Origin of the sequence: Neobacillus oceani (assembly GCF_046237595.1) — a bacterium.
Taxonomy (GTDB): Bacteria; Bacillota; Bacilli; order Bacillales; family Cytobacillaceae; genus Bacillus_D; species Bacillus_D oceani.
In genome coordinates this window covers 694,125-716,149 of record NZ_CP143543.1, presented here as the reverse complement: position 1 = coordinate 716,149, position 22,025 = coordinate 694,125, and the positions used below count along the sequence as shown (strand labels likewise).

Here is a 22,025-nt window from a genome sequence, read left to right as displayed (position 1 = left end):
ATGAACGATAGAAAACAACATGTTATTGATACCGCGCACCATCTATTTTTTGAAAAAGGATTCCAGTCGACTTCCATCCAGGATATCCTTGATTCTAGCGGGATTTCAAAAGGAACATTTTACAACTACTTTTCCTCAAAGAATGAACTATTAATCGAGTTAATCAAATCCATCTACAAGCAGCTGGAAACCGATCGGAATGAGTTGATGATTGGGAAAAACCGGTCGGATATCGGCATTTTCATTAAACAGGTCGAACTGCATTTGAAAACGAACCGTGTGAATAAACTGCTTTCCTTATTTGAAGAAGTCATGATGTCAAATGATTCCGACCTCAAGGAATTCCTCAAGCAGAATCATCTGAGGAATGTCCACTGGGTGTTCCGGCGGTTCACCGACATTTTTGGCGATGAAAAAAAACCCTATCTTCTTGACTGTGCCATCATGTTTATTGGCATGCTCCAATTTAATTTGAAGTTTAATTCCATGGCATTTGGCACAAGGCTGGGGATACATGAAATCGTCCGCTACAGCGTTAATCGAATCGTCAGCATTGTTCAGGAAGTTTCAGAAGCAGATGACATTTTGCTTGATCCGTCCCTATTGGACCAATGGCTTCCGGGCTGTATGCAAGAAAACATGGAATTCGAGCAAAAACTCCACTATGTAATTGCTTCAATGAAAAAAGTGCTGCGTGAAACCAATGACTTTGAAAAATATTATGAACTATTGGATTTTATTGAAGAAGAACTCCTCCACTCAAAAGTGCCAAGGGGATTCCTGATAGAAAGTGTGTTAAACTCCCTTAAGGCTGCCGCGCCCGACGAAAAGGCCATTCCGTACCTGGCTGAGCTCGAAAAACTTGAAGGGCTTGCAACCCTCATCCTTTCACCCCCATCTGAACAAACCAACTAGCTTTCGGATTCCATCCGGAAGCTTTTTTTGTATTTCCGGGTTTGAAAATACAAAAATGCTGTCGCTCCGGGCCCGTATACATACTTATCAGGCAAAAATACATAATAAGGGAATAACGAGATTACTCAATAAGGAAATTGGTGGGCCACTATGTTCAAATGGAAGCGGACGAGTTCACAAAAAAAACAGGACAAAAGCGAAAAGAAGCTGGCTGATATTCTTGAAGCCGCCAACAGGTCAGCTGACTTTACATCGTTCTCTCCTCTGGATAACAGCCGGATTACAATCAGCTGCTATACGACATTAATAGATGAGAAGATGCTGCACCGTGTGCTTCTTCCTGCCATCCAGAAGAATTCCGACTCACTCAGCGATCTGACCGATTTGAAAAACATCATTCCATTGGAAGGAATTGAAATTACCGAAGATACGAGTGAAGCAGAGAAAAAACTTAATCAGGGGCATGCTATCCTCCAGTTAAAGGGGGGCGGTAAGTTCGCGCTTATTAATATCGACAACCCAATGAAAGGCGTGCGCCAAAACAATAAAACTGATAATGAGTTCAGTGTGATTGGGCCTAAACTAGGATTTATCGAAAACCTGGATACCAATTTGCATCTACTGCGGAGACAGCTTGGAACGACTGACCTGGTTGTAGAAGAACACGAGGTGGGAAGTATGTCCAAAACCCGTGTTGCCATCGTTTACTTGAACGGAATAACCAATCCCGAGTTTGTCCAGACAGCGAGGGAAAGGGTTAAAAACGTGGACTTTGAGGTCATTCACGACAACACGATCGTTGAGCAATTGATATCAGACAATACGTCCACACCATTTCCCCCATTTTTATCAACGGAAAGGGTGGATAAGGCTGCCCACTCCCTGATACTCGGCCAGATTGTTATATTGGCGGAAGGTTCCTGTTACGCGATTACCGCTCCTGTTTCAATCATTGAATTCTTCAATTCTCCTGAAGATTATTATTTATCATGGTTTCAGGGTTCTTTTTTCAGAATGATTCGCTTTTTCGGAGTGTCCTTTTCTGTTTTCGCCACTCCGATTTATGTAGCCGTCCTGACCTTCCATTATGAAATCATACCGGAAGACTTGCTTGGCCCAATTATTTTTTCCAGGGCAAACGTTCCTTTCCCGCCATTCCTGGAAGTGCTCTTTCTAGAAATAACAATTGAACTCCTCAGGGAAGCAGGGGCAAGGCTGCCAAGCAAAATCGGCCAGACACTAGGAATCGTTGGCGGTATCGTCATTGGCCAGGCAACAGTGGAAGCTGCTCTTACCAGTAATATCCTTCTCATTATTGTCGCTCTAGCTGCCTTGTCATCATTTACTACGCCCATTTACAAAATGTCCAATACAATCAGGCTTTTACGGTTCCCGTTTATTTTCCTCGCCGCAATTTGGGGCGGATATGGCCTTGCCGTAGGAGTAGTCCTGCTTCTCGGCCATCTTTTACGGCTTAAATCACTTGGGATCCCTTATATGGTCCCATTGTTCCCATTCAGGGCCGCGGGCATGGGTGATGCCTTTATCAGGTTACCTTATTACAAAACAAACAAACGCCCAAGTTACTTGCGGACGCAGAAAGACAAGCGTTTCTCACCCTCGGAGAACAATAATAGGGAAAAAGATATCAATACTGAATAAAGAAAAGGCGGGAACCTATGAATCGGAAAACGCTCGTTGCTCTAAGCCTTCTCTCGCTGCTCCTAGCGGCTTGCGAGAGAACGAAGATTATCGACCAATTGAGCATAGTCAATACAATCGGATTCGACATCCAGGAAGACGGCCAGCTAAAGGCAACTTCCCTTTTTCCGGATTATACGAAAAGCAAAAGCCAGGAGAATCCCGAAATAAGGAAGACACGAGGAAATACGTCAACTATGCTAATACAACGGACAAATGTACAGTCAAAAAATCCAATTGAGTTATCCAAAACACAGGTCATTGTTTTCGGGGAGGACTTTGCGAAAAGAGGGATTGGCCATATAGTCGACACGGTCTTTAACAATCCACTGATTGCCACCGATATCCAGGTTGCTGTCGTCACTCCTTCAGCAAGCAAATATTTGGAGACAGTCAAAAAAAGCGGTTCACTTACGATTGCAGATACAATTACTCAAAACTATAATACTTCCTCGCTGCCCCGTTCCAATCTTCATATTTTTTTAAACAATTATTATGGGCAGGGGAGGGATCCGTATATGCCCTTATTGAAACACGGCAGTGAATCAAACGTCTACGTAGATGGCGTGGCTCTTTTCAAGGACGATCGATACAAAGTCTCACTGGACAATAATCAGGTCTTTTTCCTTGGAATCCTGGATGAATACAAACATTCGGGATATTTTGAACTTCCCATTAAGAAAGGCTCCAAGAAAGGTACCTTTGTCATACGCACAATGAAAAACAAACCTGAATGGCGAAATATTAATCCTGGGCCTGAGCCCAAGTTGGATTTGTCCCTAAATGCCTTTTTCATCATAAGGGAATACCCCGATTGGATTAATTTGCACGAACAAAAAGACATTCATCTGCTGGAGAAAGCCATTAATAAAAAGCTAAAAATCGAGATTGCAAAGCTAATCACGATTTGCAAGGAAAATGGAGTCGATCCTTTGGGGCTAGGTGACAGGTTCAGGGCACATGACAGGAATTGGGACAAAGAAAAGTTTTATAAAGACCAATATAAAAAAATGAAAGTAAACATCAAGATTGAAACCACTGTCATCCAGGCTGGAATCAAACGAGAAGGAAAAGGAGTGGAATGATGATAGCGGTCCAGGAAAGACATAAGGTTTCACCGTTTTTTCTTTTTTTCCTCCTTCATTGCTCACAAATAGGTGTAGGGGTGTTAAACTTTCAATCAAGAATAGCCGATGGGGCCGGGCAGGATGCCTGGGTAGTAATCCTGGCGGTCGGAGCCAGCTTGAATATTATTCTGGCCCTCGGCTTTCGCGCAATCAAAACAAGTTCAGGAGGGGATCTGGCATCTTTTCAGCTTGAAGCATTCGGAAAACTCTTCGGACAGCTTGCGAATACCGGACTAGTTTTTTATTTACTGCTAATGGGTTTCCTGACCATCTACAACTATATTGACGTACTCCAAACCTTTGCATTTGACAGAATTCCTCTTTGGGAGCTTTCATTCGGGATTTGCATTGTCATTTACTATATTGTCCTAGGGGGATTTAGGGTTGTTACCGGGCTTGCTTTTTGGGGAGTACTTATTCCGATTATCATTTTTCTCCCTTTCGCGATGCTTTTTCAATACTTTCAGATACGAAACATCATGCCTATCTTCGCGCATGGCTTTAGTGATTACATGCAATCAGCAAAGGAAAGTGCGTTTATGTTTACAGGCTTCGAATGTGTGTTTATTTATTTGCCATTTATTAAAAATGGAATCAAATCAACGAAATGGGCTTATTTTGGGCTTTTTGCGACAACCATGCTGTATTTCGCCCTGGCGATCATTACTTTTTTATATTACACACAGGGAAAGCTTCTCAGAACCCAGTGGGCGACTCTAACAATGATTAAGGTCATTTCTTTTACTGTTGTGGAAAGCTTTGAATTCATTTTTATTTTTGTATTTTTCATTGTGATTGTTTCTACAGTTTGCATCTTCGTATGGTCCTGTACGCGGACGTTAAAAATCACTTTTAACTTTAAGCCTTCCAGGTCGCTATTGGGAATCATGACAGCCTATTTCGCATTAAACATAGGGCTTGAGGACATCATGTTCGGGCAGAAACTTAATGAGATGGTCCCCTATATATGTCTCTCCTTTTTCTATGGCTACATTCCGTTTATCTTTTTGGTTAGCCTTATAAAAAGGAGGCTCGAACGGCGGAAGGAAGTGAAGTGTTAATTTCCAGAACAAAATGCGCAAGCGCCTTCGTGACAGGCAAAAGACCGCCTGTCCCTGCGATGATTACTCTCAGAAGCTTTCCTTAGTGGTCAGCCCCGACAAGCATAAGACGGGGCCCGCAGGACGGGCCTGCCCTCCGGAGGGAACCGGCTTATGACCTCGAGGGGCTAGGACGCTCCTCGAAAAAGCTATCGCTTTTTCTTCGTGCGAGGATTATGCTTCCGAAGCCTACTCTTGTGGAGCTGGATTACTATAACTTGTTTCGAGTTATTCACAAGGTTCAATTTTATAATTTCCTAAGCAATAAAAAAAGGCCAGGTCCCTCCGTTAGGAGATACTGGCCTGGTTTTAGTTATTCCACTCTTTATCTTTTATTCTTCTTGCCGCTTCCTTTTGAGAGCCTGCCTGCCAGGAATGCGCCCGCAGCCAGGCCAAGCATTGTATTCGTCTTTTTGTTGAACACTTGCTTGAATACAAGATTCAGGTTTTGCGGCCTTTCAGCTAGTCGGCGCATAAAATAGCCGTACCAGTCTTTCCCGAATGGCACGTATGTGCAGAAGTTGTATCCTTCCTTCGCAAGCTGAAGCTGAAGCTCGCGGCGGAAACCGTAAAGCATCTGGAATTCGAATTTGTCATTCGGGATATTGTGTTCCTTAACAAACCGCTTGACATAGTTGATGATGTTATGGTCATGGGTTGCAATGGACGTAAATTTCCCGTTCAACAGGTGCCACTCAATGATGCGGACATAGTTGGCATCAATATCCTTTTTATCCTGGTAGGCAATTTCCGCAGGCTCCTTGTATGCACCTTTTACGAGGCGGATTCGCATGTTCTTGTATTTTTCAACCTGCCCTTGCGCATCGTGCAGATATGACTGGATAACGGTACCAACGTTTTCAAATTCAGCAGACAGGATGTCCACAAGTTCAAGGGTCGCATTGAGATGCCCTGAATCTTCCATGTCAATGTTGACAAAGAGGCCAAACTCGTTTGCTTTCGCAACGATTTCCCGTACATTTTGCACACAGAATTCAAAGTCGATATCAAGGCCGACCTGTGTAGGCTTGATGGAGATGTGCGCATCCACTTGATGGTCATGGATAGCCTGAATGACCTTTAAAATCTGCTCTTTGGCTTCAGTCGCTTCTTCCTCTTTGAATACAAATTCTCCAAGATTGTCAACGGTTGCAGAAATCCCGTGTCTATTAAGCTCTTTAATGCTCTCGATTGTTTCCTCGATCGTTGTCCCTGCGACAACGTTTTGTGCGCCTAGCTTCAGGCCGTAATTTTTCGCTGCCGTGTTTAGCATTTGGTTTTTAGAAAGTCCAATAAACAAGTCTCTAAGCATCCCTTTTGCTCCTTGTTGTTTTTCTTTTATTATATCATGCCTCTTTTCAAAATTATCAAATTTAATATAATAGAAATTTTTTCAAAATAGTTTTCTATCATATACACTATGGATAAATAACAGCTTTCTCAAAGCTGTCAGGCTATAGGCCAAGCCGCCCTATCTCCTTGGCAAGCGCCTGTTTTATCGGTGGGAAAAAAGGCTTTTTAAAACCATAGGCAAAAAGCTTTTTGGTTTCAATGAAACGCTCGTCTTTTCCGTCCGCTCCCATGACAACACTGATTAGCCTTGTGCCGCCAATTTCCGCCGTTCCCGCAAAACAATAACCAGCGGCATTAGTAAAACCGGTTTTCAGCCCGTCCACGCCTTTAAAAGAAAAATCCGGATTATTTAGCATCGCGTTTGTTGTAAAAATAACCGAACCGTCATACTGAAGCGTGTAATCCGGCATGCTAGAAATGGCCAGAATATCAGGGTAATCCGCTATAAGTCTCCCCGCCAATATGGCAACATCCCTGGCCGTCATTTTAGATTCAAGTCCGTTCCGATTTGCAAGACCGGTCGCATTTACAAAGCGGGTATGTTCCGAAAGTCCAATTTCCCTTGCTTTTTGGTTCATCCATTCTGTGAATTCTCCTTCAGTTCCCGCGGCCTTTTCGGCCAGGGCGACAGCTGCATTGTTGGCCGAGGCGATTTCCATTGCCATGAATAAATCCCGTACTGTAAGTGTATCTCCTAGTTTCACGGGAATCGCGACCCCTTCACTGCTTACTGCATTGGCACTGATTATCACTCCATCATTCCAATCGAATGTGCCCAACTGAATTTTCTCCAAGACCAGATAAGCTGTCATCAGCTTAGTCATGCTTGCGGCAGGAAATGGTGTGTCCTCATTTTGAGCGAACAGGACATCCTTTGTTTCCGAGTCGATTAAAATCGCCGCCCTTGCGTGCACATCCGGGCCATTTATGTAAAAGGCTGAATAGCCCGCTCCCGCCAACATGGCAAAAATCAAAACAGCAAATGCCGTCAGCCTGCGCATCTTTTTCATGTAGTTCCCTCCTTTACCTGTCATAACCCCTTCAAGTAATATGGGCTGAATGGTCGCCCTCCTAGGTTCAGATTCGTTATATTACTGATTTTTTGATAGTTTCAGCGCCATCCGCCCGAGTCTTGGATCAGCTTCGAGCATCCCAAGCCGCCCCAATATTGCCATCATGAAATCATAATGGGCGTATCCTCTTGCAGTAATGATTTTTTCTCCGATCACTACATCGCAATCACAGTAACCATCATCGGGAAGATAGCTTGAGAATCTATCTTTCATTTGCGGCATGGTTGTATACTCTCCATCAAGGACTCCTGCGGAAGCAATAATGATTGTAGAAGCACAACTTGCCGCGATTATTCCTTTGAAGGTTTGAAGAAAAAGATGCAATTCCTTATTTTCAAGAAGCGACTCGGGCATCGCTCCACCTGCCCCGGGAAGAAGGAGTATCTGAAACTCGTTAGCATCCCGCCCTTCCAATGCTTCAGATGCCACAAATAAACCGCCATCAGTTCGAACTAGCCCTCCCCCAATTGATAGAGTCTCAAGCTCATACCCATTGTTGTTTAAAAACTTTTGCAAGAGGGCCACCTGCCATAACGCAAAATCTTCAAAAACAATAAACCCAACCTTTTTCATGCCCATTCCCCCAATCAAGTTCCCTTTTTCCTTTTTCCAACGACTCTACTTCCATAAAAATACACTATTGCTAAGCCTCAGATATTGCATTGCATTTTTGGACAATAGAAAACAGGGACCAGTAATTTGGCCCCTGCATTTTTCGAATTATTCCTTGGAAAATTCAATGGTACTTCTTACTGTATCTATTGGACGTACCATCGCCTCAATTTGTTCCCGTTTCGGTTCAAGAAATGGCGGAAGCGATAATTTTTCCCCCAGCGTTTCGTATGGCTCATCACCCATGAAGCCAGGCCCGTCTGTCGCAAATTCAAAGAGAATTTGCGGTGCGACCCTTACATAGAGCGACTTGAAGAAAAAGCGATCGATCAGCCCGGATGTCTGGAAGCCGAAGCTTTCCATCCGTTTCATCCAATGCTCAAGCACCGACCCATCCTCCACCCTGAAAGCGGCATGATGGACTGTCCCGAACCCCTGGAATGCCTGCGGAAGCACTGTATTTGCCTCAACTACAATTCCTGCACCGTTTCCGCCTTCACCGACCTCGAATAAGTGGGCGCTCCCATCCTGCGCAACTTTTTTGAATTCCATAACCTTTTCCACAACCTGTATAAAGTAATCGTAATGCGCCGTACGTACATATATTGGCCCAAGGCCGGTGATGGCATATTCGAGCGGGATAGGCCCTTTTTGCCATGGAGTACCCGGCGAAACACCTTTAACGTTTTCGTCCGAAATCAACTGGTAGTGCTGGTCATCAAAATCCACAAACGGCAGCGTCTTTCTGCCAAATTGCTCCTTGATTCCGCTATGGCTGACCCCCATCCTGTCAAAACGCTCTAACCAGTAATCAATAGCTGCATCGCTTGGCACTCGGAAGGATGTTTTATAAATTTCATTGGTGCCATGGCTGCCCTTGGGGATACCAGGAAAGTCAAAAAAAGTCATATCTGTACCCGCGCTGCCAACATCGTCAGCGAAAAACAAATGGTACGTTTGAATGTCATCCTGGTTAACTGTTTTTTTAACGAGCCGCATGCCCAACACATACGTAAAAAACTCATAGTTCTTTTCTGCGCTGCTTGTAATGGCCGTTACATGGTGTATACCTTTTAAACGATTCATTATAAAAACCTCCATCAGGTGCTTTGTTTTTTTAACTTACCCGCTAATTTACTCTTAATAGAAGTATCTTCAATTCGAGATAAATTTAACACGTTTTATTTCATCTGTCAATTTAAAGAGCCTCTTAGTGATGAGGCCCTGTGGATTGTTGAAGTTGTTTCAGTTCCTTTGTCACGGCGATTGTGTTGATCAAGGTATTCGCTTGCTTAATCATGTCGCCTTTCCCCTGTAAATGGAGATACATAATCCTCGGGCGTTCGTACATATGGTGGTTATGGAGGGCGGTTACTTCCAATCCACCTTTGCGAAGGACGTCAATTACAGGATTGACCTCTTCCTCCAACAATGCCATTTCCCCCATAACAACTGTCTGGCCGTCCACTTTTTCAAACGCAAAATGGTATACGAGCTCAAGTGTTTCGGGTGAAAGTTTTTTTCCCATATGAACCACATCGAGTTTTTTTCTGGCGATTTGTACCTTACAGACGCCCTCGGTTTTCCCTACCTTTGTTTTAAAAATCTGTTCAAGCACCTTGCAGTCGGGGCTTTGCTTTGCAGATGTTTCATCTGGCGGAAAAATAATGCTCAAAAATAATCCGGCTATTATCAATAGTTTTTTCATACTGGGCACCTCCATTTTTAGGATGCCCTTGTTCCTTAGCCATATGTAAAAAAACCTGCAGGACTATATTCCCGCAGGCTTAGCCACCCCCGTCAGGAATGACAATCGGATTAACTTCATTCCCTCCGTTTCCGCCTCCGCCGTTGTAATATTGCGGCACTTTTCCAGGCAAAAATAGGTCGCCTATCATAATTGAGTTTGTAACCTCAATCTCTTTTCCAATCAAAGGGATAATGACGCCCATTTGGACATGGGTTTTGACGTAAATCTCAAGGTATGTGTTGTTTATCCCTGTTTCTCTTATTTTCGTCTCAATATTGGCAGTAACATCACCGATTATCTCAAACCGAACGGGGACTTTAGGGCCCAGATTAGAAAATAATGTATTATCCGTAGCCATTCCAATTGGGATTTCATATATTAAGCCTTGCTGTTTCTTTGATTCTCCGGAGTTAAATTCCTTAAAGGCCTCAAGCTCTTCAATATTTCCTGACTCAAGCAGGTTTAAATATCGCTGTATTCTTGTGGTTATTTCAGATATTACCCGTGTATATACCTTGGGGTTAAAGCTATAACCAACCTCATTGGAATTATTATGGACGATAATTAGTTCTCCTACATCAACATTTTCCACAACATACTGCGCTATGGATTTGTTTACTGCCTGAGATGCAAACTCTCTAGCCTTTGTCTCGGAAATTTTTATTAATCTAGGTTCAATTTGTTTGTTAATGATGTTTAGGCTTTGGTACGTCACCAGAACAAATACAATAAAGGTTATTAATAAAACATGGCTTAAAGGCAGCGGTCCCCGCCTACGATAGCTCCTTTTTATTCTCTTCATTTAGGACCCTCCTTACTTAGCCTACTGATTTTATATGCTTTAAAAGCATGGTGTAGTACTTGGTAAGGAAAAGGTAATCTTTTTATGAATTAGGGAAGTGTTCTTCACTTTACAATTACAATTTAGTAAGTAGAATAAATATACAAAAAGTTGTACTCTTCCAATTAACAGGTTTTCACTAGTAATGGAATTAAATAAGAACTATTTATTTCACTCCTTTTTTTGGGTCAAGAAAATCTGCGTGCGAACAGACTTTGAAAAGCAAGTTACCTGCTATTTATACAATACCTATTCAGATGCCGCTATAGTACCAGGATAAGAACGGTACACAAATGTGAGCCCGAATGGTCGCTCTCAAATCTTTCTCTGGCAACTCATTTCTAAACAAACACGGACCCGTATAAGATAACCTGTACCAGAAGTTGCAGAGTAACAACCCTAACAATTCATACAACCCCAAAGTGTATGCCTATACACCGTGTAACAGAATCACTAGCAACTTCATTTTACCCCCTTGGAACACGACGTAAAAGGTAATGCGGGGAGGGTTCCGGGTGAGATTTTAATCCACGCACCCATGTAGGGTGCGACTTTACTTCCCCCTTTTGCTACGCTTGCTATTTTTATTTCAATCCACGCACCCATGTAGGGTGCGACATTTGAGCTTTCTTCTTCTGGATTCACATTAGATTATTTCAATCCACGCACCCATTTAGGGTGCGACATAAACCGTTAGGCGTTGATTATGAGGATCTTATATTTCAATCCTCGCACCCATGAAGGGTGCGACGTTATATCATAGAGAGAATCGCATATGTTGTTTGAATTTCAATCCACGCACCCATGTAGGGTGCGACAATTCCGGCTCGCCCTTGTGCATATAGGCGCTGATATTTCAATCCACGCACCCATTTAGGGTGCGACTTTGCTGTTGCTGTCCGTCCGATGCTCTCTCCAGTATTTCAATCCACGCACCCATGTAGGGTGCGACTTTTTCGGTGATTGACATTCTTTGCAAAAAAGTATTTCAATCCACGCACCCATGTAGGGTGCGACGGGTATGGTGCTTAAATTCGCCCATAGCGTTATTATTTCAATCCACGCACCCATGTAGGGTGCGACTGCTGTCACTGGTTCTATCACAACTAAGTTCGGAATTTCAATCCACGCACCCATGTAGGGTGCGACTGACTAAGCTGATGACAGCCTATTTAATCTTGGAATTTCAATCCACGCACCCCTGTAGGGTGCGACAATTCTTTCCCTTTTCCTGCTGGTACTCGGCTAAATTTCAATCCACGCACCCATGTAGGGTGCGACCCTCGCGCTTTAGCCATTCGGCAACACCGTCCACATTTCAATCCACGCACCCATGTAGGGTGCGACTCTAACACGATAAGCATTTTGTTAGATAGGAGGAATTTCAATCCACGCACCCATGTAGGGTGCGACATTATGCTGTCTATAATTATGTGCATGATGAATTATTTCAATCCACGCACCCATGTAGGGTGCGACGTCTTTGCTATATAAAGCCCGTCTGCAAGCTCCTATTTCAATCCACGCACCCATGTAGGGTGCGACTGCTGCAAGCTCTGCATAGCTGATATACACACGCTATTTCAATCCACGCACCCATGTAGGGTGCGACACATGGTTCAGCCTTTTCCGCTTCCGGCTACAGAATTTCAATCCACGCACCCATGCAGGGTGCGACAAGCGATATAAAAAGGGTTACAACTATAGACAGTATTTCAATCCACGCACCCATGTAGGGTGCGACGATCTACATCGGATGAATCAATAAAACAGTTATATATTTCAATCCACGCACCCATGTAGGGTGCGACATGTATAATTTTATTCTTAACCAATGGGTAATGGATTTCAATCCACGCACCCATGTAGGGTGCGACGCGGTGCAACCGTCCTCTATAATTTGTCTGGATATTTCAATCCACGCACCCATGTAGGGTGCGACGGACAGGTTAAGCTGGCTTTCTAGGTGTGACTGATTTCAATCCACGCACCCATGTAGGGTGCGACTTCCAAATGGCAAGGTAAATGAATCTTTATCAATATTTCAATCCACGCACCCATGTAGGGTGCGACGGGCCATGGGCGTAATGTTGGTTTGGTTTATGGTATTTCAATCCACGCACCCATGTAGGGTGCGACCCGCATCGACTGTTAACGCAATACCGCCGGTTGTATTTCAATCCACGCACCCATGTAGGGTGCGACCCGCATCGACTGTTAACGCAATACCGCCGGTTGTATTTCAATCCACGCACCCATGTAGGGTGCGACCTATTTGGCGGTCAAATAATGGTTCGCCCGTTTGATTTCAATCCACGCACCCATGTAGGGTGCGACTGAATCAATTGTACTAATGACTAGGAATAATCATATTTCAATCCACGCACCCATGTAGGGTGCGACCTCTCTTCCCTCATCTAGCCGATGGAAATAAACTATTTCAATCCACGCACCCATGTAGGGTGCGACTGGAAGCAGGAGCAAAAAGAACTACCGTGGCAATATTTCAATCCACGCACCCATGTAGGGTGCGACATCATGCAATGAGAGTTGAGTTGGGACTAGAAATTTCAATCCACGCACCCATGTAGGGTGCGACGATCCGGGAGCTCCACCGACTCCGTATCTGAACCATTTCAATCCACGCACCCATGTAGGGTGCGACTTCCCGTCGCCCCATTCGTGCTTCCCGTCCCCGAAATTTCAATCCACGCACCCATGTAGGGTGCGACCTCAAATCGTATGCGGTAAACGATATGGTTGTTTTATTTCAATCCACGCACCCATGTAGGGTGCGACATGCTTTGACCGAATACGGATGTATAAAAATATTTATTTCAATCCACGCACCCATGTAGGGTGCGACTGAAAAGGGGCTTGAAAGAATACAGCGCCAGGAAATTTCAATCCACGCACCCATGTAGGGTGCGACCTGCAATCTCTGCATCCGTTTGCTCGGTGCAAAATTTCAATCCACGCACCCATGTAGGGTGCGACGAGGACTGTCTCGGCAGTAGGTAGGTATTGCTCATTTCAATCCACGCACCCATGTAGGGTGCGACAGCGATTTTTATGCAAATTTCATAAAAAAATCAGTAATTTAGTTCAAAAACCGCTATCTCCTTTACCATGGTAAAGGATATTTTATAAAACAATTAACTTGCTCATGAAAATTTACTGAAAAATTGGTGCGAACCCCCCTGGAAATCCATGGGCACTTTACCTTCGCACTACAAGATTAAGGGACCTTCAATGTCAATTGTTTCCTTAATCCCTATGTGTTCCACCTTGCTCTTATAATTATTCCCTAGCCGGTAAAAGCGAAGGCTGTCTTTATCCTTATCAATGATGTCTTCAAGTTCAAATTTTAATGTGGTGAATTGTGCTGAGTCTACAATGCATTCAAAAACTGAATTTTGGACGCGCTGACCATAGTTCTGGCAAACTTTTGCTACTCGTCTAAGCCTTTTTTGCCCTGATTGACTGGAAGTACTCACATCATAAGTAATTAATACCAGCAAGCTGACACCTGCTTTCTAATATGCTTTAGCCTGTGCTAAAGCAGTACTATTTCCAAAGAAAAGGCGGATATTCGTCCAGATCGCTCCGTAGAAAACGGGCAAGCAATAATGCTTGGGTATGCGGTACAAGTCCCCAGGCAATTTTTTCACCTAGGTAAGGGTGGGTGATTTGTTCCTGTTTTTTTGTTTGCCATGCTGTCAAAAACTTCTTTCGCCCCTCGTCTGTCATGATTACCGCATCATTTTCCTTTTTCAGAAAATCATCCTTATTGATTACTTTCCTGTTAATCAATGATAAGACAAATCGGTCCGCGTAAATTCCCCTGAGCTCTTCCATTACATCGAGGGCCAGTGAAGCTCTTCCTGGCCTATCCCGATGCAGGAAGCCTACATAAGCATCAAGCCCGACTCCCTCTAAAGCTGAAGCCATATCATTGGCCAACAATGTATATGCAAAAGACAGCATTGCATTGACATTATCCAATGGTGGGCGCCTAGAACGGTTGTTGAAATAGAAATCTTCCTTCTGCTGGAGGATCATTTGATTAAACAGCTTATTGTAACTAATGGCTGCCTGGCCTTCAAGGCCTCGTAACCTTTCCAAATCCTCGCATTCTCTAATCTCGAAAAGCAAGGTGGTAAGATGTTTTGAAATCTCCTTAAATACTGGAACCTCTATCCTCATTGAATAGTCCCTTGTCATTCTTTCAATTATCCACTTGTTGTTATAGACTTTACCGATAATAAAATTTCGTGCAATTTTGGCGGATAAACTTTCATTCTCTGATAGTTGATACTGTTTTTTCCTAAGAACAACATTCCCCTTGCTTTTTCCAATAACCCTAGCTAAGAAACGCCCATTCATCGTCAAAAAAACAAGTGAAATATTCCGTTCGGCACAGTATCCCATAAGTGCCGGGCTTGCCCCTGTATATCCGAACGAAACAACTGCTTCAAGATTATGCAAAGGCAGCCTGCCGAGCTTTTCCTGCTCTTTTAGAAGGACGATATTATCGCCATCTAAAGATAAATAAACGTCCGGTTGAGTTACATAGAGTGTGTTTAGGAATTTCTTCATTCTTTAATCCGCCCTTCGATAAAACTCTTGACCGAACGTTTATTCATTAAATCTGGCAAACACACATTATGAAGAGAACAGTTTTTGCAAAAGGGACCCGTTTCTACTTTTGGGGTATGCCTTCTGTTATATAGTGTGTACATCTCTGAAACAATTTTCTGTACCTTTTCCTTATTCTCTTTTGTTATTGGCACTTCTAGACGGTGGCGAGTTTCGTTGTAATACATGTAACCTTTCTTTATATCACAAAGAAGCATTTCCTCTAGGCATATTGCCTGGGTTGTTAACTGAAGTACATCTGAATCATCAAGTTTTGGCTTTCCTCGCTTGTATTCGACCGGGTAGACACTGTACTTTCCTTCCTCGCCCGAAACTTCCACCCCGTAGCTGTCCCTTACAAACTTAACAACATCACATATCCCCGTTACCTTTAAATCATTTGATTTTATAGGCATTCCCCGGACAATGAGCGTATCTCCACGTTTCTCTCTAATAAAAGGCTTATCTGCTTTTCTGTGAAGAAACTGCCCCTCTATCGTCCGTACATTTTCCTCCCATTGCTGTTCAATGTGGATAAGAGCCCATTGCCTCTTACAAAATTGAAAATGTTGAATACCAGACAACATCAAATACTCATCTTCTCTATTAAATTCCATTGAGGACTTCTACCCTTAATCCGTCCAACTCTCCAACTCCAATAGTGTAATCATCGATTGTTCTTGGCTCTTCCACTTCACGTTTTACTTCCAAAAGCCGATGAACTTTGGCAGAAGAATATTGTCCAAGCTTTGAATTGTGCTCCCACCAGAAAACCTTATGGACTTCCATACTGCCGTCTGGCCTAGCCGATGAAATATCGTTCTCAAATAGTGTCACTAGGGCATTTTTTATTTTCTCTGCATCTTCATTGGTGAATCCGGTTTTTTCTGCGAGCTGGGTGTTAATGCTGCCATAAAAAATATAAATTCCGAAATCGACCCGATGCTTCATGCCCATTGTATCCGAACCCCGGTCCTTTCCAGGCTCCGAATTAACGCTCTTGGTAATTTGCATACTTGAAATATCAATTGGTTCAACACTGGTTGCAGTATGAATGGAAACTGGCCCCCTTACCCCAACAGAAACACTGGAGCTAGAGCTTGAGCCTGCTTTAAATGCGAATACCTGCCCAAAACTTCTTACATCTATCCATTCTTTACAAGCAATCTTTGCAAACTCATCACTTGAACTATTTTTTGAACTTAACATTTTTGCAAGTTCAGGATTTGCTGCGGCACGTTCCCTTAAACTAGCAAACTCGTCATTTTTGCGATCATTGGATTGCACAAAGACGGGCTCCCCCATATCCTGAAGCCTGTTCCTGATTTTGCGTTTAATAGCCACATCGGAAATTTCCCCGTGACCGTCATAATTTTGGCGCGGACGATTTCCGTTCAGAGGATCTCCATTTGGATTTGCCTTCTTTACAGATAAAACAACAGCGAAGTCGATTTTATGATCCAGAACTGACATGTCTATTCCTCCCTGGTTTCCAGAGCCACCACTGGCTCATTTTTTTCTTTTTTCTGATACAAATCGTGCCTTTGGCTATAAAATCCCAATAGATATTTGCCCGTTAGGGGTTTATTATTGAAATCTTCGCTGTTAAATTTAGATGCAACTTCATCAATTAAACTGTTATAATATCTAACCTTAGTTCCCAACCTGGCCTGATATGGCTGCAAGCTTGCCTGGATTGTCGCCCATGTTCTTTCGGGATTTTTCGAAAAAGAATTCATATACCGGACTGCGTTGGTTGCCCTAGATTCGTTGGAGCCTAATGCATTTCTCTCAAGAACATCCGCGATGGCAAGCAACCGGCCAAATAGATAGTTCCGGTCGGTATTCTCTTTATCTAAAGCCACATCCATTTCCTCCCTCTTATTAATTAGTGAACAAGCAATACTCAGGGTTTTTTCCCATTCCCATCGTTCCATGGAAACCGGGTTCCCTGCGCGGTTGAACGCACTTCTCACAATATCATCCGGCACTTTCCTGCCATCTATAATGCAAGGAAGAACCCGCTCCATTAGGCCTTTAACAATTTTATCTCCAGCCCGTGGTCCGTAAGCTGCAAATGCTATATCTTTTAAGGATGGTGAACCGAAAAAACAGGAAGCTTTATCGTTTGTATCCTTACGGTAACGATGGAGCCAGGCACCTTTAATGTGCCAATCTGCGAGCTTGTCCAAATAATGCTCCTTATCCATGTTCCGGTAATAGAGGACTGCAAGCCGACCCGTTGTCGCGGAATCTAGAATCATAATATTGACATTGGAATTGGAGACTAATTTCCCCCTGTATCCATCAAGAGCCTTAGCGATTTCGCGGGCAAATTCCTGATGGGTATAAGACTCGATTTTCTGAGGTTGCCTTTCTTCTGAAAACATCGAAAGTATATCAAATGTATCTTCAGTTGGATCTGGCAATTCAGGATCCTCATTCCCCCAAACGAGGAAAACCCTCTGGTCAACTACTTTTCCCTGCCGGTTAATAAGCCACTTCAATGCATTGTGTGCCTTTTGGGAAACATCATAACTTATGCCTGCTACCTCGGAACTTTTATTAAATCGACCTCGATAAGTAAACCCGGAAGAGTCATTGGCTGAGATGAGCTTTGCTTTATCTGCAGCATTCCTTATTTTATTTGTATGCCTTTCCGTGCCTGGCAGCATTTTTCCTGTTATGAAACAAAGGTCTTCCCCTTCAAGAGATTCGCTGTAATAATTACTGAAGGAATTATACATTTCGGAATCCTTCCATACCTTTACTAGCATTTTTTTAGGAGAATAGACATCAAATCTAACGAAGGCGCTTTCAACCTCACCCGCAATAACTGAAAACAATGGAGGTTTTCCTCCATATAGAGGTTCATATTTTTTATCCCAAGCCTCTATAAGCTTTCCAGTGGCATCAGTTAATAAAATTTTCTCCTTAATAAGGTCACCAATAAGGCTCCTCTTGTCTAAATATCCAAAAATCGCCTTTACCTTATTGTTTCCATTAGAAGAATCAGCCCACTCGCTAAGCTGCCTAATATATTCAGCAAATTGCTCTTCATTGTTTAGTTTTTCATGATAAGCAGTTAAATCACCGGCGACATAAACCAATTTATCATGCAACGGATAAGGGGCATTCACCTTCCCCGCACGACTCGCGGCTTTTTCGCTGCAAGGAATGAGGGTGTTGGCCTCCGTTTTATCAATGACTTCCGCAGAATGAAAATTGCCATCTTCTGTGATCCGCACTTCGATATGGGCATTTTGGGTTGTATGGGAAATTGGAAGCAATGTAAATTCCCTGTCCCCATACCGTTTTTCCGGTTCGCCTACCCTGTCAAGATTAGATTCATACGTTTTATATAAATTCAAAAGCCAACTCATCCATTCACCCCCTCATCCAATTGTAATGCGAGATCTTCCGCCGAAAGAATACTTTGGCTGTCGAAATGCTTAGGCGCCATATCGGAAATTTTACGGACCATCATACATTCATCGGGCCTTATAAATTTAATAATCCCGTTTTTCATTACCGGGTTCCATAAGCGTGCTTCCATGGCATTCCGGCCGGTTTCATCAGGGTAATTTATCCCATGCAGCATTGTACCAAAATGAATTTCATCATAATTTTCGTAAAACCCAACACCCTCATTAAAGTCACATGGTTCGACATACCCCTGGCATTCCCTAGTTCCTAGGAAAATATCACGGCGGCCACCTGCTTTTAAAGAACGCTTCAAAATATTATGATGCTTGTTTTCGTTTCGGTCGAATGCCAAATCTGTACGATACGGATTAAATACAAAATGGGCCCGAACACGATAACGGACATCTTTCAAATATGTATAGTTTGCAAGTGTATTGCCCCCTCCGTATTCAATCGGCCTGACTCCTTTGGATTCCATTTGAATAGGGTTCATAATCCTGACTTCATCAATCACCATCAGCAAAGTAGGTTTCCAATAAATTGATTCCACGATTCCCTTAAGAGCCTGGTACGTAGGTACTTGGTAGGACAGCTTTTCTCCTCCCATTTTGGTAAGTGGGTCTGTAAATAAAGCGTATTTCCCCCAAACCTCGAATTCTATTGAATTTCGCATATAGACACCTCCTTCCTATTTTTTACTTGGTAATAATTACATAACAATCCTTTTAATTGTGAACGTCAATAAATAATATATTATATGAATTTAAATCTGTATATCCTCACCGTAACATTTAAAATGGTAGATATGGTATAATGAATTGTCGCTAGTAAAATAATAGCGTGGATTGAAAAATATATTATATGATTTGAGATTTCTGGCTAAAGATTGGGGCGGGTATTTATTTCCCGCCCCAATCTTTTTAAAAAATTTTTACACTGTATTGACTCCGACTATCCAAATCCAGGCCGAATTCCTCACTGTATGCCCCTTCTTTAAGAGCCAGTACCTTTCCATTTAAATAACTGACTAGTCCGCCTTCTTTATCGAGTTGATCTAATTCATACGAGAAGAGGTTGATTGTATATTGCTGGGCTTTCCTCATTAAATTAGAGAGGTCATCAATACTTCCGCTTCCATTTAGCTCTGTGATAATTTCTCTTCCATCTCCATAAGGTACTAAAACACCTGTTGCAATTTGGTCTATGACTTGAAAATGCTCCGCAGCAGTTCTATAACTATTGGCCAGAAACAGAGGAAGACTTTGCCCTGTTGCATGTTTAAAGGCTTTGTGGTAACTGTATACTTTTTTATTGGAAGAAAGTAATTCAGTCATTTCCTTCCCAAGCTGAGGGATAAAATAATTTAAGTTTGATTGAAAATCTGTGTAAAACTCCTTGAAGTACCTCTCTATGGCTTTTGTTGAAAGCGCATTTCCTCCATGGGCAGTATTATCAACCTTTAAATCCGCAAAGATTTTTCTAGCCGCCTGCTTTCCAACCTTTATTTCTTTCAAATTCTTTAGGTTTTCTTCGCAATGGTCAATTATATAAACTTGCTGAAGCGGCTTTTCACCATGGCGGTTGCATCTTCCGGCCGCCTGGGCGATCGAGTCAAGGCCAGCTAATGAACGGATTACACACTCGAAACTCACGTTCACCCCGGCTTCAATAAGCTGAGTAGAAATGCAAATTATTTTATTGCCGTTTTCGAGATTTTCCCTGACTCCCTTCAATATCTCTTTGCGATGAGAGGCACACATGGAAGTGCTCAAGTGGTATATCGCGATTCCTATATCTTTCTCTTTAAGTAAAGTATAAAGTTTTCTCACAACAGTCTTAGTGTTTAAAATAACTAGTACACTGTTTATTTCTTTAATCTTATCAACCACGAAGTCTGAAAGCCTTTCACTGTCAAAAAGGTTTCCAGTTGCCATATCCACAATTTCTGTTCTTTTAAAAGCATTGATGACCTCATCCAAGTTTTGAACCATTTCTCCATCCGTGTTTATTTCAAGCTTGTGCTCCACAAAATCTAATGCAGGCTGCGTGGCTGTGCAAAGTACAATACTCGACTTGCCGAATGTTTTTAAAAAATTCAATGACTGGTTAAAGAGTGACACACAATGAATAGGCACTTTTTGTACTTCATCAAAAATAATTATAGATTCAGCAAGGTTATGCAGCCTTCTAATATTCCTGCTTCCTTTTGCAAAAAAGACGTTCAAGTATTGGATCATTGTTGTAAAAATAATAGGGGCATCCCAATTATCCTTTGCGAGCTTAAGCTTTTGGTTTACATTAATTAATCCATCTAGACTTTCGTCATTATCCTGGTCATCCATTATTACATTTGAATGATGCTCAAGTATGTTGGCCTCTTCTTGTAGGATTTTACGTACTTCCTCTGCATTTTGCTCAATAATAGTTGTATATGGTACAACAAAGACAATTCTCTTTTTTCCATGAATTTGGGCATGCTTCAATGCATAGCGGAGGCTCGCCAATGTCTTTCCACCTCCGGTCGGAATCGACAAAGTATAGATTCCTGATGGCCTCCCGGCAAACTCATCACACTGGTTTGACATATTGGCCCTTAATTTATTGATAGGTGAATCGGAGTGATTGCTCATTTTAAAGGAGTTGATTTTATCCATGAGCCTTTCATAATATTTTTCAAAAAGAAGAGGTGTTTCCATGTATGTGGACTCACCTGCGTTCTCTTCAAACTCTTTGGTATTGGTACGGTCAGAGTCGATTAAGATGCTGAAGATAAATTTAGTGAGGAACATTAATTGCTGTTCGACAAGCGAGGATGAAGTTTTTACAAAGAGGTTATTTAATTCTTCAACTGCTTTGTTTACATAATTTTGAAAATCCATCTCACTGATTACATTTTCAAAAAAGTGGTTACGGGCTGCTTCATATTGGTTTAACTCTTTTTGTTGAACTCTGTAGAGGTAAGGTGATTCATTATTTGGATTTAAAAAATCGTGAAGATAAGAATGGTGGGAGATAATTGCATTCCCTATTATTTCGGAAACAATGCATTTTAAGGGGTCTCTTTTTTCTGAGGAGTGATACAGTTCAAATAGAAGTTTTCCCCCAGCGGTTGAGTGGTCAATACTTCCTCTTTTTGGAGGGCTGTCAGGATTGTTTACAGCCTCCAGTATGTAATTCCTGAAATCATTTGTGTATTTCCCCAAGTCATGAAGCATACCAGCAAGACCGGCTAAATGCTTAATTCCAAGCTTTTCTCCATATTGCTCAGCAAGGCTTTTGACTTCCAGTAAATGTTCTTCAACTTTTTGTACTTTTCCGTCACTGCTTCGAATATGAGCAATGTAGTCCATCTTAACCCCTCCTACAACTATTCCGCTTTTATTTTAACATATATTTACATATATACATGACATTTCTACTTAATATATTTTAAGAGCTTTCCCATCCATTGTTTTACCAAAGCCATTGAAGGGAATATCATCACAAATG

The 22,025-nt window shown here is 42.4% G+C and carries 17 protein-coding genes and 1 CRISPR repeat array; of the genes, 4 read left to right on the top strand and 13 right to left on the bottom strand.

Features of this window, described 5'->3' with window-relative positions; translation table 11 throughout:
* The 4 genes from V1499_RS03480 (at window position 1) to V1499_RS03465 (ending at window position 4,804) form a co-directional block, all read left to right on the top strand.
* Complete coding sequence (locus tag V1499_RS03480; RefSeq protein WP_409273839.1) at window positions 1-915, top strand: TetR/AcrR family transcriptional regulator; 915 nt, start codon at window positions 1-3, stop codon at window positions 913-915.
* Between the two features lie 150 nt (window positions 916-1,065).
* Window positions 1,066-2,577 carry a spore germination protein gene (locus V1499_RS03475; RefSeq protein WP_409273837.1) on the top strand — a complete coding sequence of 504 codons (1,512 nt, stop codon included), beginning with the start codon at window positions 1,066-1,068 and terminating at the stop codon, window positions 2,575-2,577.
* Window positions 2,578-2,594: 17 nt separating this feature from the next.
* Window positions 2,595-3,701: a Ger(x)C family spore germination protein gene (locus tag V1499_RS03470; RefSeq protein WP_409273836.1), complete on the top strand. Its 1,107-nt coding sequence runs from the start codon at window positions 2,595-2,597 to the stop codon at window positions 3,699-3,701.
* Window positions 3,698-4,804 (top strand): GerAB/ArcD/ProY family transporter, encoded by a 1,107-nt coding sequence (locus V1499_RS03465; RefSeq protein ID WP_409273834.1) that lies wholly within the window; start codon window positions 3,698-3,700, stop codon window positions 4,802-4,804. Before V1499_RS03470 ends, V1499_RS03465 begins: the two co-directional genes overlap by 4 nt.
* A 364-nt stretch (window positions 4,805-5,168) precedes the next feature.
* Here V1499_RS03465 and V1499_RS03460 read toward each other — a convergent pair whose 3' ends face one another.
* The 13 genes from V1499_RS03460 to cas3 form a co-directional block, all read right to left on the bottom strand.
* A complete protein-coding gene (locus tag V1499_RS03460) occupies window positions 5,169-6,155 on the bottom strand; it encodes a proline dehydrogenase family protein (RefSeq protein ID WP_409273833.1) in 987 nt (328 codons plus the stop codon).
* Between the two features lie 142 nt (window positions 6,156-6,297).
* Window positions 6,298-7,206 (bottom strand): D-alanyl-D-alanine carboxypeptidase family protein, encoded by a 909-nt coding sequence (locus V1499_RS03455; protein WP_409273831.1) that lies wholly within the window; start codon window positions 7,204-7,206, stop codon window positions 6,298-6,300.
* An 81-nt stretch (window positions 7,207-7,287) separates the two neighbouring features.
* Window positions 7,288-7,842: a DJ-1/PfpI family protein gene (locus V1499_RS03450; RefSeq protein ID WP_409273830.1), complete on the bottom strand. Its 555-nt coding sequence runs from the start codon at window positions 7,840-7,842 to the stop codon at window positions 7,288-7,290.
* Between the two features lie 147 nt (window positions 7,843-7,989).
* Window positions 7,990-8,967, bottom strand: coding sequence for a ring-cleaving dioxygenase (locus tag V1499_RS03445; RefSeq protein WP_409273828.1), 978 nt, complete (start codon window positions 8,965-8,967; stop codon window positions 7,990-7,992).
* 124 nt (window positions 8,968-9,091) lie between these two features.
* The gene (locus V1499_RS03440; protein ID WP_409273826.1) at window positions 9,092-9,589 is read right to left on the bottom strand and encodes a DUF1259 domain-containing protein; all 498 of its coding nucleotides are present in this window, start codon (window positions 9,587-9,589) and stop codon (window positions 9,092-9,094) included.
* Window positions 9,590-9,668: 79 nt separating this feature from the next.
* Window positions 9,669-10,433: a sporulation protein YunB gene (gene yunB / locus V1499_RS03435; RefSeq protein WP_409273824.1), complete on the bottom strand. Its 765-nt coding sequence runs from the start codon at window positions 10,431-10,433 to the stop codon at window positions 9,669-9,671.
* A 559-nt stretch (window positions 10,434-10,992) separates the two neighbouring features.
* A CRISPR array of direct repeats spans window positions 10,993-13,534; the repeat unit is 32 nt; unit sequence ATTTCAATCCACGCACCCATGTAGGGTGCGAC.
* 168 nt (window positions 13,535-13,702) lie between these two features.
* The gene (cas2, locus tag V1499_RS03430; RefSeq protein ID WP_409273822.1) at window positions 13,703-13,993 is read right to left on the bottom strand and encodes a CRISPR-associated endonuclease Cas2; all 291 of its coding nucleotides are present in this window, start codon (window positions 13,991-13,993) and stop codon (window positions 13,703-13,705) included.
* Window positions 13,994-14,039: 46 nt separating this feature from the next.
* On the bottom strand, window positions 14,040-15,071 hold the full coding sequence (cas1c, locus tag V1499_RS03425; protein ID WP_409273820.1) for a type I-C CRISPR-associated endonuclease Cas1c: 1,032 nt from the start codon (window positions 15,069-15,071) through the stop codon (window positions 14,040-14,042).
* Complete coding sequence (cas4, locus tag V1499_RS03420) at window positions 15,068-15,727, bottom strand: CRISPR-associated protein Cas4 (RefSeq protein ID WP_409273818.1); 660 nt, start codon at window positions 15,725-15,727, stop codon at window positions 15,068-15,070. The genes cas1c and cas4 overlap by 4 nt, the downstream gene beginning before the upstream one ends.
* Window positions 15,717-16,583 carry a type I-C CRISPR-associated protein Cas7/Csd2 gene (cas7c, locus tag V1499_RS03415; protein ID WP_409273816.1) on the bottom strand — a complete coding sequence of 289 codons (867 nt, stop codon included), beginning with the start codon at window positions 16,581-16,583 and terminating at the stop codon, window positions 15,717-15,719. Before cas7c ends, cas4 begins: the two co-directional genes overlap by 11 nt.
* A 2-nt stretch (window positions 16,584-16,585) precedes the next feature.
* A complete protein-coding gene (gene cas8c / locus V1499_RS03410; protein WP_409273815.1) occupies window positions 16,586-18,493 on the bottom strand; it encodes a type I-C CRISPR-associated protein Cas8c/Csd1 in 1,908 nt (635 codons plus the stop codon).
* Entirely contained in the window at window positions 18,490-19,209 is a 720-nt protein-coding gene (gene cas5c / locus V1499_RS03405; RefSeq protein WP_409273813.1) for a type I-C CRISPR-associated protein Cas5c, read from the bottom strand. Before cas5c ends, cas8c begins: the two co-directional genes overlap by 4 nt.
* A 247-nt stretch (window positions 19,210-19,456) precedes the next feature.
* Window positions 19,457-21,886: a CRISPR-associated helicase Cas3' gene (cas3, locus tag V1499_RS03400; protein WP_409273811.1), complete on the bottom strand. Its 2,430-nt coding sequence runs from the start codon at window positions 21,884-21,886 to the stop codon at window positions 19,457-19,459.
* Between the last annotated feature and the right edge of the window lie 139 nt (window positions 21,887-22,025).